The sequence below is a fragment of the Microcoleus sp. MON2_D5 genome, from assembly GCF_036701905.1.
Lineage (GTDB): Bacteria > Cyanobacteriota > Cyanobacteriia > Cyanobacteriales > Microcoleaceae > Microcoleus.
Window position 1 is genome coordinate 1 of the sequence record NZ_JAUBRM010000060.1, and the last position, 14362, is coordinate 14362.

Below are 14362 nucleotides of genomic sequence, written 5' to 3' on the forward strand. Positions count from 1 at the left end.
TTCATAGGCTTTGACTTTTAGTTAATTGTTTTTGCCAATTTCTCTTTGAACAAATCATACCTTAGTTCAGCAACGCCCTAAATCTTTCTCTCAAGAAGGTGAATTCTTTCTAGTAAACCTTCGTTGGGCTGTCAATATAGACACGGATCTGAAATTTTTCTTGATAGCTTCATCCCCTAAAGGTCAAGCCACATAATTTAAACCCGAGTAGAGGATAAAGCAAGGCTCTGTGCTTTCTGATGACACGCTGTAAATAATAACAAAATTTTGAGCATCGCACCAACGTCCTACCGTTCGATTGCTTTAAGTATCCTGGAGTTTAGGCCTTCTCTAACCATAGCAAGCACATCGCTAACTGGGTAAATTTTTCTTCCCTAGCGGAGTTATCGTTGGCCGACTGTTGCAGCAACGCCCGCTGTGGCTTTTGTTTCGTCTGCTTAAAATTATCAAGACAATTCGGGAATGCTACCTAAAATTGATTGAGGGGCTTTATCGGATCTTCATACTGTCACGATATATTTAAAGGAATCGTGAAGTTATACTTCCGGGAGATGGCAAATTGTGTTGTTTGTGAGTACGTGCGATCGCGCAAGTGCGAACCGAAAGCCAAAAAAATTAGAGAAATCCGCAGCCAAGAGTTGCGCGGCGGGTTAACTCTCAGTAGAATTTATCCGGGTGGTTTTGGCCACTGACGCGACAAACTCGTGTAGAACTGCTTAAATAAGAATGTGACGTTAAGAACTTAATGTGATTTAACATCAAAATTAAACCCAATTTCTGAGATTTGAGCTAACTTAACAATGAAAGCCCCTGTTGCATTACTCAACCCGCAACGCTTCATTGGGGGTCAGAGTCGGTCTCTAATCCAGAGTGGCCGACTTAAAACTAAAGCTACGAGCTTTATTCAATCGCAGATTGCGTATGATTCAATTCAGGGAAACAGGGTAATGATGGGTGTATCTACACGGATTGTATTGGTTCCAATTTGGGCAACTCAAAAATTGTCTGCTAACTGTCTGGCCAACTACGCCGCAGCCGTTCACCCAGATATACGCAGAAAACAGCGCCGTTCGATCGTGCCAAAGTTTTTGCGGGTCGTTCTCAGGATTTAGCAGAGCCGGACATAAGTTAGTATTGTCAAGCTAAGCTGACAGAGTTTTCCTAGTTCTTGACCAACAATGGAAAACAACTTCCATTTTTTGTGAGAAAGGCTACAATCGGGAAGGTCTTTGCAAGATCCGATTCTCCCGGTTTGGTGCTTCAACCCTCTGCTGTTGCATTTGAGGCAGCAGACCAACATCCAAGGTGGCGAAAATTTGCCGCGCAACTGTCATGTCCGACAACCCGAGTAAAGCAAGGCGAATCAAAAGTTCGACACCTCGAATACAAAAGTTAGAGGGTTCCGTGCCGGAAAACTTGTACGGGTAAAAACTCGAAGTACCGAGTAAAAAAGCCAGTATTTTTGGAAGTGCGCTCGATCGTAGTTCATGGTTTGTTTCTCTGGGCCAGGTATTGCAGATGATGTGGTAACTCGCTCCGAAAGAAAAAGCCGCCAGCTCAATTTAAGGTCGCCATGTTAAAATCTGCGATCGATTGAATGCGCTGCCTGCTTCAAACCCGAACTCGAACTTTGACTCATAAAACTGGTGCAGTTTCGGTAACAGATTCAGCTAGCAGACCGAAAATCCCACTATTTTTTCCTGCGGGAATGTCAATACTGGCTAACTTGTCTAAACTACAAACAGACACTATTCCACTCTTATTTATTCTTTAATTCAGGAGCATGAGGAAGACGGCATGATCCAGGCTAACACCGTACTCGAAACCACAATTACACCGGAAATGGAAACAATCGAGTTGCTTCGGAGCGCCGAAAGCGTTCTACCTGAGAGCGAGTTAGAACTCTTTATCGACGAAGAAGACGATCGCGAAGAATTCTTAGACTCTCAATCAGAGGAAGACCCTAAATCTGGCAAAGGCGCCAAAGCCCGCCGTCGGGCACAGGCAAAGAAAAAGCATTATACTGAAGACTCTATTCGTCTTTACCTGCAAGAAATCGGTCGGATTCGACTGCTGCGAGCTGACGAAGAGATTGAACTAGCGCGCAAGATTGCAGATTTGCTGGAATTAGAGCGAGTTCGAGAACAACTGCTCGAAGAGTATAACCGCGAACCCAAAGACAGCGAATGGGCAAATGCTGTAGATATGGCACTTCCTGCATTCCGTCACCGACTCCACGTCGGCCGTCGGGCAAAGGAAAAAATGGTGCAATCAAACCTGCGTTTGGTGGTGTCGATCGCCAAAAAATACATGAATCGCGGTTTGTCTTTCCAAGATTTGATTCAGGAAGGCTCTTTGGGTCTGATCCGGGCTGCTGAAAAATTCGATCACGAAAAAGGCTACAAGTTTTCTACCTACGCAACTTGGTGGATACGTCAAGCCATCACCCGGGCAATCGCCGACCAATCGCGCACTATCCGCCTGCCGGTTCACCTTTACGAAACCATTTCGCGGATCAAGAAAACTACCAAACTCTTGTCTCAGGAAATGGGTCGCAAGCCTACGGAAGAAGAAATTGCTACCCGCATGGAGATGACGATCGAGAAGTTGCGGTTCATTGCTAAGTCCGCACAGTTGCCTATCTCTTTAGAAACTCCGATCGGCAAAGAGGAAGACTCACGTCTGGGAGATTTTATTGAATCAGACGGGGAAACACCAGAAGATCAAGTCTCCAAAAACTTGCTCAGAGAAGACTTGGAAAGCGTTTTGGATACTCTCAGCCCCCGAGAACGGGATGTACTGCGGCTGCGTTACGGCTTAGATGATGGACGGATGAAGACCTTGGAGGAAATTGGTCAAATCTTTAACGTCACTCGTGAGCGGATTCGCCAAATCGAGGCTAAAGCCCTGCGGAAGTTGCGCCATCCCAACCGCAACAGCATCTTAAAAGAATATATCCGCTAGAGTAATTTGCTAGCATCACCCAAAAGAGTGATTCGCACTGTTGTTTTTGGGGGGGAGACCCCCCGCCCCGGTTTGAGCTATAGCTGTTAAGTTTTGGGCAGCTAACTGCCCGGAGCAAGTGGCTATTTGCTGCCCAAATCCTGCTGCCAAAATTTAGGGAGTCCGTTACGGAACTCCCAAGCTTTGCAGTGTCACAAAAGTCTTAACTAGAAAATTACATCACGCCCCAAAAGTGAAGCAGGCCTTCACCAGAAACCAATTCGATGATGACAGCGGCAGAGAAACCAATCATCGCCAAACGACCGTTCCAATTTTCGGCTCCCTCGCTGAAGCCCCAGTTCCAAGCGTTGCGTTTTTGTTCTTGCATAGTGCGAACTCCTTTCGTTAACTTGTGTAAGGCTTATGTAAATAAATATAACATTCCTTGATAAAAATGCAAGCTTGTGATTGGTGATATCTGTCACAACGGTCGATCGACCTTGATGATTTTACCTAACGAGGAAAAATAGCCAACTCGGTATCAGGGTCGAACAAGTGAATTTTGTCATGGGCGATGGCCAACCAAAGCTCCTCGCCAACTCGGATCGATCGCTCAGGAGGAACCCGCACTTGCATTCGCACCGCCGGATCATCCGTCAAACAAACCCCCAAATAAGTTTCGTGTCCCAAAGCCTCTACAATTTCCACTTGTACCGAAAGATTTTTGGTAGCCGGAGGGTTAATACTCAGATGTTCCGGCCGAATTCCCAAAATTAGCCCTCGCCCGTCATATTGTTGTAGACTTTTTGCCCAAATATCGGGTAAACTAAAGCGAAATTGCGGGTGAGAAATCAACAGTGGAGCACTAAATTCCACAGACAAAAAATTCATCGGCGGAGAACCGATAAACTCAGCAACAAACAAATTAGCCGGCTTGTTGTAAAGCTCTAGAGGTTGAGCTACTTGCTGAAGCTGGCCTCTATTCATAAGAGCAATTCGATGGCCCATTGTCATCGCCTCAGTTTGGTCGTGAGTCACATAAATAGTTGTAGTTCGCAACTGTCGCTGCAACTGCACAATTTGCGATCGAGTTTCCGCCCTCAATTTCGCATCAAGATTAGATAGCGGTTCGTCCATCAAAAAAACTTCAGGATTCCTAGCCATCGCCCTACCCAAAGCTACCCGCTGCTTTTGCCCTCCCGAAAGTTGTTTTGGCAAGCGATTTAAAAGAGATTCTATTTGCAATAATTCAGCTACCTCTCGCACTCGTTTTCCTACAGCCTTTTCCCGTTCCGACAAATAGCGCAAACCCGGAGGCAACTTGCGAGTAGCTCCTCCTAAAAAATCTTCAAACAAAGGGTAAATTAGAGGATTTTTAAAATAATTAGAAGCTAAATCATTAATAACTTCTTCTATCTTATTCCTAATTTTTTCTATCTTCGCGATGCTTCCTTCTTCTCCTTGTATCTTCCCCCTTATCCCTTCTACTTTCTTCCCTCTTCCTTCTTCCTTCTTCCCTCTTCCTTCTTCCCTCTTCCTTCTTCCTTCTTCTTTCTCCCTTTCCGAGCGGCGCAATCCAAAGGCGAGATTATCGTAAACTGTTAAGTGAGGATAGAGAGCATAATTTTGAAATACCATAGCGATATTTCGGTCTTTAGGAGGCAAATCGTTAACCAGCCGATCGCCAACCCAAATATTGCCGGCAGTCAAAACTTCCAAACCGGCGATCGATCGCAGCAAAGTGCTTTTTCCGCAGCCAGAAGGCCCCACCAACACCATGAATTCCCCGTCTTCGACCGTTAAGTTAATGCGCCGCAAAACGCTGTTAGACGAAGAGCGATCGGCTAGAGGCGAGACACTTTCTGCGACGGTGTTTCCTTCTTTTTCCTGTTCTCCTTGGCGGAGCGGAAAACTTTTGTAGATATTTTCTAATACAACTTGCGCCATTAAACAATTTTAGGTTTTAGATTTTATATTGGGCATGGGGTATGGGGCATGGGGCATTGGTAATTGGGGTATTCAAGGAAGGAGGAAGTTCGGCAACGAGCAGTATACGGGATTTAAATGATTTAACGGATCGATGTTGAATTCACAAGTAAGAGGTCAGAAATCAGATTAATTCCCAATGCCCAATGCTCAATGCCCAATGCCCAATGCCCAATGCCCAATGCCCAATGCCCAATGCCCAATGACTATTGACTGCTGATAACTTTGATAATTTTTTCACCTGGATTGAGGTCAAAAACTCGATCGCCCGCAGCATCTTTCCCCCAAAAAGCTATAGCATCAATAGCCGATCGCAGCATACGGCCTGAATTAGTAAAAAGTTTGACATCCGTACCCGGAACCGCCTGCAGCAAGCCAACTAAAGCATCTTTAGGCTCTGAGAAACGAAAAGCTTGAGTGCCAATTTCGCCCCGGTTAGTAAGTCTGACAGAACCTGCAGGCATTCGTTTTGCCCAACCCAACTCGGAAAATAGCACCAGACTGTCGTTCGGGTCGAGAGTGATGCAACCCACCAACTCTTCCTGCTTCCGCAACCTGGTTACTTGAGAGCCCTGGGCCGCGCGGCCCATTGGCGGCAGTTGTTCATCATCAATCTCAAACCGGAGGACTCGGCCTCCTGAAGTTGCGATCGCCACTTGCTCCCCGACTTTAGCCAGACTCGCACAGCGCAGCCGATCGTCCTCCTTGAGTTTAACAACTGTAACGCCACGATTAGTCAAATCAGCAAATTCCTGCATCGGCAAGCGCTTAATTTTCCCTTGCTGAGTCAGAGTTACTAAATCTGCTGCTTCCGAATTTTCCGGCAAAATAAAGTGTGCCACTGTGATTTCCGACAAAGCGCGACCGGCACTTTCTTTAGTAGCACTCGGCGACAACAAACTAACGATCGGCGTTCCCCGGTCTTTGGCGCTACTACTAGGAATATCGGCCACTTTCAGCGGGTAAGCTTTGCCGTTAGGAGTTAAGACGACCAAAGTGCGATCGGTTTTCGTCAGATTTGCCGTCACAATAAAATCTTCATTTTTTTCTAAAGCTGAAACCGATTTTTCGCGACTTTTCGAGCGCGGTCGTTCCCCAGCCGGCAAGCGTCGCACGTACTGCTTGTGCGAAAATTCAACAATAGTTTCCTCTGCCTCTACAACGGGCAATAAGTTAGGCTGAATCGTTGCCGGCGACAACTGCTTCACAGCAGAATTTTTCTTACCAGAAAATTGTGGTTCGGCGTTTGCTGCGCGTGCAGTTCCATTGGCGAATTTAGTGCGGCGGGGGTCAGCGTACTTGCGTTTGAGCGAGCGAAATTCCTTCTTTAAAGCCTTCAAAAGTTCGCGCCTGTCGCTCAACAACCGCTGCAATTCTTGAATATTAGCCATCAACTCATCAAACTCAGACTGCAAATTTTGCCTTTCCAAACCAGTCAGCCTCCGCATAGGCATCGCTAAAATCGCATCAGCTTGACTTTCGCTCAAATTGAGGCGAACTTGCAAAGTTTGCTTAGCAGTAGAGCCGTCAGGAGAATTTCTGAGAATGTCGATCGCTGTATCGAGATTTGTCAAAGCCAACATTAAGCCTTGGACAATATGACAGCGGCGTTCCGCAGCCTGCAACTCGTAATTGTAGCCGCGGGTAAGAGTCACTTCCCGGAAATCCAGAAATTCCTGCAACAATTGTCTGAGCGTTAACTGTCGCGGTTGACCGTTGACAATTGCCAGCAAAATCGCCCCAAAATTTGTTTGCAGGTCAGTTTGTTGGTAAAGGCGAGCCAGAACCCCTTCTGGGGAAAATTCCCGCTTGAGTTCAATCACCACTCGAATGCCTTCGCGATCGCTCTCGTCACGCAAATCAGAAATACCGTCGAGGCGGCCAGCATTGACCAACTCCGCCACCTTTTCAATCCAAGCCGCCTTATTTACCTGAAACGGAAACTCCGTCACCACGATCGCCGTTTTAGTACGCACCTTGCGATTACCTGGCACTTCTTCCACCCCGGCCACACCCCTGACCGCAATGCTGCCTCGACCCTTAGTGTAGGCGTCAACAATGCCCTCTGTAGCGACGATTTCCCCTCCGGTTGGAAAATCCGGGCCCGGAATCAGTTCTATCAACTTCTCGTCCGATAGTTCCGGGTTTTCAATCAAAGCAATTAAACCGTCTACCACCTCCCCCAAATTGTGCGGCGGGATATTAGTTGCCATCCCCACAGCAATGCCAGCACAGCCGTTGAGTAACAGAAACGGCAACTGAGCAGGCAGCGCCGTCGGTTCCTGCTGCGAACTGTCAAAGTTACCAGTAAAATCAACAGTTGCCTCGCCGACTTGGGTTAGCATAGCTTCGTGGGCGATCGGCGCTAGCCTCGTTTCCGTATAGCGCATAGCAGCCGCCGGATCATTGTCCACCGAACCGAAATTGCCGTGACCCGCCAGTAAAGGATAGCGGCTAGAAAACTCCTGAACCATGCGTACCAGAGCGTCGTAAACCGATTGGTCGCCGTGGGGGTGATATTTTCCCAAAACATCTCCAACTACCCGGGCGCACTTACGGTAAGGTCGGTCTGGCGTCAGGCCGAGTTCGTGCATCGCATATAAAATTCGACGGTGAACTGGTTTTAAACCGTCGCGGACATCAGGCAAAGCTCGCCCGACGATCACACTCATGGCATATTCGAGGTACGATTGCTGCATCTCGGCGTGCAGAGGCGTAGAAATTACTTGCCCGGAAAGTAGGTTGAGTTGTTTAGCCATGAGTCCTTGTGTCCGTTAATTCCTGAGTGAAAACAGCCTCTGTCAATAATGCCGAGGTTCCCTGTCTCGATTTAAAAGCCTTTGCCGCAGGCGAACCGAAAGTTCGATCCAACCGCCCAGTTGAAGAATAAAAATAACCTTAACTTGTGAAAGCAGAATCAGAGTCCCGAAGACGGGCAACACTTGCCTGTTACTCTCCACTCTTACCCTAACCTCTATGTTGCCTTCATTTGCGCCTACCTGTCTATTTACCTTCTGCTGTGAGAAGGTTGATTCACAGGAGAACACGGAATGCCAGAAACTCAGAACGTAGTGAGGCTGTAGCTCTTCCTAGGAAAGCATCACGAGGAACTTGAGTCCCCGTCAATCTATGATAGAATTTAATTGCAATTAGGAATAACCATCTACACGAAGAAATATTTTATTCAGGAGAAACCTCAGATTGAGCTCGTCTCGGTACAGCCGTAGCCTGGATCGAGCAGCAATGGTAGAAGATCGAGCTTACCGTATTTTGGCAAGGGTGATGGACTCCGAAAGTATTAAAAAAGAAAAGTAAGCGGAAGTGGAATACCTCTGGTACTGGTACTTGTTCTGATCCTGTAGAAACGACTTGACTATGAGTGAAGTCCAAGTTTTGGGCTTATTCAACCATAGAGCGCGGCCGTGACTCGCTGAGAGTGTCAAAAATGCCGATATTGATGAATTCATCAGTCAAAAGCTCTCCTGGCGATATCTCCTAGTCTGACATCCCCTTGATGAACGGAAGCGTCGATATTTTAAGCCGTTTTGAGGGGTTAAAACTGAGAATTAGGAATCTCCAACAAGCTCCGCTAGATTCGCTACTCCGAATGCTGTGGCGACGGGAGTATGTGAATAAACATGGCTTGATTCTAATGAGGAAGAAGGAAAATAATTATCACACATTCCCGAATCTAATACCAGTTTAAAAAATAATGCAACTCTAGATCCGCGATCCAAACCCATATCCAGTCAATCAGTTCCCATCTAAAATCTAAAATCTAAAATCTAAAATCTAAAATCTAAAATGGTAGAAGCCGGAGGCTTGACCGAAAGAGAGGATACTATAGTCCAGGACGCACGGGTAGTCAGAAACCGGGTTTTTTCATAGCAATAGTTCGTTATAGCCCGCCGAAACGATCGAAAACCCGGTTGCGAGGCGTCGTCCATGCGTCCTGGATTGTACTAGAAACCTGCTACCTGAGAATCTTGAGACTCTCAGCAGTGTCAGGTCGAGTTATAAAAAAGAACTAAACTGTCTGTGTGTAGTAGTCTAAATGATGGTACTGGATGCTTCTAGGCATCTGTACACCGTCTCACAGCTAGTGGCTCAAGGATATACATACGGGTTTTGCAGGGTTCCCGGCTGATGGCGCTAAAAACTCTGCATTTTTGACGGGGAATGTAGTCCCCGTGTCGTGTTCCTCTTTGGACTAAAGTCACAAAGTTTCTATACTTCCCATATTTATTTATGAAAACCGTTCTGATTGTAGAGGACGATTTGGTTAATGCTCGGGTTTTTTCCAAAATTCTGACTAAGCGGGGGGGCTTAGCCGTGAAGCACACGGAAAATGTTGAAGAGGTGATGCAGATTGCTGCCAACGGCGAAGCTGATTTGATTTTAATGGATGTGTCTCTTTCGCGCAGCGTGTACCAGGGCAAATCTGTTGACGGCATTAAGATTACCCAACTGCTTAAAGCTGACCCGCAAACGGCCTCGCTGCCGATTATTTTGGTGACTGCTCACGCGATGGCTGGTGATAAAGAAACATTTCTAGATCAAAGCGGTGCCGACGGTTACATCTCTAAACCTGTGGTAGACCATCAAGAGTTTGTTAATCAAATCAAGGCTTTGTTGCCTGATTGAGTGAACCATATATGCAGAAGGAATAAGAAGGAAGAAGGAAAAAGGAAGCAGGAAGAAAGAATTGTTTGTGTAAACCAACAAACAATTAAAACTCTAGAATTACAAGGTTTTCTTGAACTCTAAATCTTCCTTCTTCCTTCTTCCTTTCGATGTCCCATAGCACAATGCTATGAGTTCGGACTTGGAATTTGTGAGAAAAAATTTGAGCTTTTTTAACTCATGAAATCGGAGTGTGCGTTGTGGCGAGGAACCAACTTATCCTCAGCGAACACAACGCTGTTCACTCATTCATGCAAGCTCAAAACTATGATTAGTCTTCGTCCTCATCGAAGTCAAAACCGATATCATCATCATCGTCAACATCAGGTCCCAAGGCATCATCATCAGTCTCAGCGACAAACTCGTCCTCATCAACCTCAACTTCCTCAAAATCCTCATCAGGCTCAAGATCAGACCCGCGCCCGATCTCAAAACCGCTCTCGATAGTATAAGCACGACGCGCCGTACGGTCATCAAGTACCACATCCTCCTGTAAATCGTGGATGTCGTCATCAAACACAGCACCATCAAAACCCGCATCCTGGACCCCAGCATCCTCATAGGCATTGAACCCAGTACCCGCAGGAATCAGGCGGCCGATAATCACATTTTCCTTCAGCCCCCGCAGCCAGTCAGACTTACCTTCGATCGCAGCCTCAGTCAACACCCGCGTAGTCTCCTGGAACGAAGCAGCGGAAATAAAGCTATCAGTATTCAGCGAAGCCTTAGTAATCCCCAGCAACACCGGAGTATAATCCGCCGGCGCTCCACCAGTAATTGACATCGCCTCATTAACCTGCTCAACCTGCCGCAATTCTACCAACTCGCCCGGGAGCATAGTAGTATCGCCACCATCTTCCATCCTGACTTTGTTGGTCATCTGGCGGACGATGACCTCGATGTGCTTATCAGAAATATCCACGCCCTGAGACTGATAAACCGACTGCACCTCATTCACCAAAAACGTCTGCACCTGTTGGAAACTCTCCAAAGCAGCCTCAAAAGTAGACTGCCGCTCCTTGAGCACGTGGAAGAACACCTCCAGAATTTCGTGAGGATTGGCGGGCCCATCGGTCAAAGCTTCGGCGACGCCTACGCGCTGTCCGTCGGAAACGATCGGGTTTTGACCAGGCAACAAAGGATACTCCTCAATCCGGCCATCATCCTCAATCACCGCAAGTTCCACAACATCGTCATCCGTAACCACGCGAGCCGTCCCCGGCCGCTTGGCTAAAATACAAGCTTCCTTCGGCTTCCGCCCTTCAAGAAGTTCCTCAATCCGTGGCAAACCCTGAATGATATCCCCAGTCTTTGCCCGCTCAAACACCAGAATCACCAAATTGTCACCCCGCTGCACCAAGTCGCCGTCGTCTACGTGCAGCACAGCACCGGCCGAAACCCGGTAAGGACGAGCCACCCTGAGCAAGAGTTTCGCCGATTCTGTCTCGGACGCAGGTACAACCTTCACAACTTGACCGGACTCTTCGAGAACAACCCCCGGAGCTATTTCGGTACCAGCCACCAGCAGTTGACCCGGACTCACATCCGGCGTACCCGCCACAGAGATCGAAATAGAATCCGCATCTCGCATCACCAACAGTCGGCGCACTGGTTCGCCATGCCCCTCACGGATGCCCCGAACGATGCCCGCTTCTTTGCAGAGAATCTCGGTGCGGGCGACTACTGCCCCGGGCGCGATCGACTGCCCATCTTCGACCAACAGCCGCGTGTGAGTGCTGCCCTGAGTCGGATCTGCAGACACATCCCGCCGAATCACCAGCGATTCCAAAATCACTAACTGCAAGCGGAAAGTCTTTGAAACTCGATCGCCCCCATCAGCCACAGCCATCGCCAACTCTTGCGACGCACTAGCGTCTTCAGGCGAACCCCAAGCCGGGCCCGAACCGTCCGCCCCAAAAGCCGTAGCATCCTCCTCATCCGGCAGCAGCTCGATATCCGCCGCCAGTTGCGGAGCTCCCGAACCAATTTCCAAGATAAGCTGAGTCCGCAGCAGTTCCAATCCCTCGACTGATTTGACGCGCTCCCCATCCTTATAAGGAAGTCGCTGCACCGCTTTCAAAGAGATCGACTCATTCAGCGCCGTCTGAGAAGGCACAGGTGGCTTATCCGGCACCGGAAACTCCACCACAGGCCGCAGCAGCAAAGCCGGGCCCTCGGGAGTTTCGATATACTCCGCATAGCCCAACTCTTCGGCAACCAAGCCTGGGAAAATTTCTTCACCGGCGTTGACGATTTGACCTTCCCCAAATGTTAGCGGCGGGCGGTCAACTACATGGAGTGTGCCCGGTTTGATCACAATTTCCCGGAGGATGTCATTTTTCTGAGTGATTTCCACTGCCCCGCTGGTTTGGCAGAAAATATCCTTAACCACCTCAGTACCGGCCTCAACGTACTGGCCATCTTCCACCAGCAGCAATGAAATATCTTTATTTACCTCGTGGCACTCTTCCGGTATCCAGAGCAGAGTCCCGCCTTTAACGACTTCGTAGCCCAGTTTAGCTTTGCCGCGCTTGTGGACTTCCACCCCCCCGTACTTGACAATGCCCCCTGTAGCTGTGCGGTAGCTGTCGTCGAGCAGTTCGGCGACGACTTCCCCGTTGATGACTTTGCTCCCGGGAGCCGTCTTCAGAGAAAACCGCTGCTTAGAAGATGTTTCGATGGTGTAGTGGTCGCGGCCGCCTGCGCTTTCTGCCCGCACGACTGCTTGGTCGAGCAGGACTTGGGCGGTGATAATTTCAATTTCTCTGGGGTCAGCGATGCGGACTACGCCACCGTGTTCAGAGATGAGTTTGGTTTCGGCAATTACGCTTTCGGCCGGAATGCGATCGCCATTTTTCACTGCAGGTTCGGCACCAGGGGGCAAGTTGTAGACCTCTCCTGAAAGAATCCAAATCAGTCCGCCTTTGCTGGCTGTGCGGGTTGTGTTCCCTTGGCGGTCGGTTTTTTCTTCAGGCACCAAATCAGCAAATTTGGCTTCTCCGGCTAAGTCGGAAGCCACGTCTGTAGTCACTTTTTCAGTGGTTTTGCGGGCGGCGCGACCGACGATCGGCACTTCCGCCAAAACTTGACCGGGAATGGCGCGCTGTCCGTCTTTGACCATCAGAGTAGAACCCTGGACGATCGCCAATTCGATTTTCAGTTTTTGATTTTTGGCGCCGGATTTCCCTTCTTCAAATCCGTCGCCCTCAAATACAAGTTTGCCGTTGTTTTCTGCCACCAGTGCTTCTTCGCCGTGTCTGGTGCGGAACGAGCGAGTACGCAAGTTCTTGAATTTGACTACGCCGGGGAAGGGTGCGCGTTCTTGTTTGGCGACTTCTCCAGTGAATACGCCGCCGGTGTGGAAGGTACGCATGGTGAGCTGGGTTCCCGGTTCCCCGATCGACTGAGCTGCAATAATCCCGATCGCTTCTCCCATGTCCACCATTTTCAAGTGGGCGAGACTCCAGCCATAGCAGTGCTGACAAACCGATCGGGTAGATTCACAAGTCAGGGGCGATCGTAAATACACCTCTGCCACCCCAGAATTACCAATTTCCGTCGCCAACTCCTCGGTAATTGGCTGATTTCGGACGGCTTTTTCGCTGCCGTAAGACACGATTTCCCCGGTTTTGGGGTGTACCACATCTTTGGCGAACACCCGCCCTAGCAGCCTGTCCTTGAGGGGAATCAGCACTGTTGCTCCGTCCGTCATCGGCCGTACTCGAATTCCCCGCTGAGTGCCGCAGTCCACTTCCCGCACAATTACGTCTTGGGACACATCCACCAAACGGCGAGTCAAATAGCCAGAGTCTGCCGTCCGCAAAGCTGTATCTACCAAGCCTTTGCGCGCGCCGTAGGAAGAGATGATGTATTCGGTGACGGTGAGTCCTTCGCGGAAGTTGGTTTTAATTGGCAAGTCGATGATTTCGCCTTGCGGGTCAGCCATCAATCCGCGCATTCCGACTAGCTGCCGCACTTGAGAAATGTTTCCCCGCGCCCCGGAGAATGCCATCATGTAGACCGAGTTTAGGGGGTCTGTGGCTCGGAAGTTTTTGACTACTTCGTCTTTGAGGTCTTCTGAGGTGCTGTTCCAGGTATCGATTACTTTTTGGAAGCGTTCGACTTCGGTGATTTCGCCTCTGGTGTATTTTTGTTCGGTGATGCGGATTTCTTCTTCGGCGGCATCGAGGAGCGATCGTTTTGACGGGGGCACTTGCAAATCGTCTACGCTAATCGAAACTCCCGCTCGTGTCGCAAAGCGGAAACCCAAGTCTTTGAGTTTATCGGCCATTTGCGCTGTACGGGCCGTTCCGTAGTGCATGAAAGACCAAGAGATTAATTTTTTGAGCTGACCTTTGTCAACAACTCGATTGCGAAAAACAATTTCCTTATTTTCTGTCATTTTTCTGAGTAGTGGTAATTGGTAATTGGTAATTGGTAACTTTTACTGGCCTTCGACTTCGGTTCCCCTGAGCGAATCCGAAGGATGGAGGAACCGCGTAGCCGAAGTATTGGTAATTGGTAAGTGGTAATTGGTAATTGATAAGTAGAGTGGCGGGAAAAAACAACAAGCATTTTGTAGGGGTGGGTTTAGCGTATAAGGAATAGAGCTAAGCTAGGAGATAAATGCACTCACCTGCCCTTCCCACAATAAACTTTACTTGCACCTACCTACTTAATTGGTAATGAGTAAGTTTTACTCCCCTTCGACTTCGATCGGGAACCGCGTAGCCGAAGTATTGGTAAGTAG

8 protein-coding genes are annotated in these 14362 nt (G+C 48.6%); 4 read left to right on the top strand and 4 right to left on the bottom strand.

The window, feature by feature from the left end:
- Window positions 1-530 precede the first annotated feature (530 nt).
- From QUA47_RS21195 to rpoD, 3 genes are all read left to right on the top strand, one after another.
- Window positions 531-692: a hypothetical protein gene (locus QUA47_RS21195; protein ID WP_333432206.1), complete on the top strand. Its 162-nt coding sequence runs from the start codon at window positions 531-533 to the stop codon at window positions 690-692.
- 255 nt (window positions 693-947) lie between these two features.
- Window positions 948-1112 (top strand): hypothetical protein, encoded by a 165-nt coding sequence (locus tag QUA47_RS21200; RefSeq protein WP_333432207.1) that lies wholly within the window; start codon window positions 948-950, stop codon window positions 1110-1112.
- 685 nt (window positions 1113-1797) lie between these two features.
- Window positions 1798-2964 (top strand): RNA polymerase sigma factor RpoD, encoded by a 1167-nt coding sequence (gene rpoD / locus QUA47_RS21205; RefSeq protein ID WP_333048311.1) that lies wholly within the window; start codon window positions 1798-1800, stop codon window positions 2962-2964.
- A gap of 214 nt (window positions 2965-3178) precedes the next feature.
- On the opposite strand, the gene QUA47_RS21210 is transcribed toward rpoD, so the two are convergent.
- The 3 genes from QUA47_RS21210 to QUA47_RS21220 all read right to left on the bottom strand — a co-directional run bounded on the left by QUA47_RS21210 (window position 3179) and on the right by QUA47_RS21220 (window position 7688).
- Window positions 3179-3331, bottom strand: coding sequence for a chlorophyll A-B binding protein (locus QUA47_RS21210; RefSeq protein WP_333288338.1), 153 nt, complete (start codon window positions 3329-3331; stop codon window positions 3179-3181).
- A 125-nt stretch (window positions 3332-3456) separates the two neighbouring features.
- The gene (locus tag QUA47_RS21215; protein ID WP_333432208.1) at window positions 3457-4890 is read right to left on the bottom strand and encodes an ABC transporter ATP-binding protein; all 1434 of its coding nucleotides are present in this window, start codon (window positions 4888-4890) and stop codon (window positions 3457-3459) included.
- A gap of 245 nt (window positions 4891-5135) precedes the next feature.
- The gene (locus QUA47_RS21220) at window positions 5136-7688 is read right to left on the bottom strand and encodes a DNA topoisomerase (ATP-hydrolyzing) (protein WP_333432209.1); all 2553 of its coding nucleotides are present in this window, start codon (window positions 7686-7688) and stop codon (window positions 5136-5138) included.
- Between the two features lie 1489 nt (window positions 7689-9177).
- Between QUA47_RS21220 and QUA47_RS21225 the strand changes: the two genes are divergently transcribed.
- Window positions 9178-9573: a response regulator gene (locus QUA47_RS21225; RefSeq protein ID WP_006632892.1), complete on the top strand. Its 396-nt coding sequence runs from the start codon at window positions 9178-9180 to the stop codon at window positions 9571-9573.
- A 310-nt stretch (window positions 9574-9883) separates the two neighbouring features.
- On the opposite strand, the gene QUA47_RS21230 is transcribed toward QUA47_RS21225, so the two are convergent.
- On the bottom strand, window positions 9884-14014 hold the full coding sequence (locus QUA47_RS21230) for a DNA-directed RNA polymerase subunit beta'' (RefSeq protein ID WP_333432210.1): 4131 nt from the start codon (window positions 14012-14014) through the stop codon (window positions 9884-9886).
- Window positions 14015-14362 lie beyond the last annotated feature (348 nt).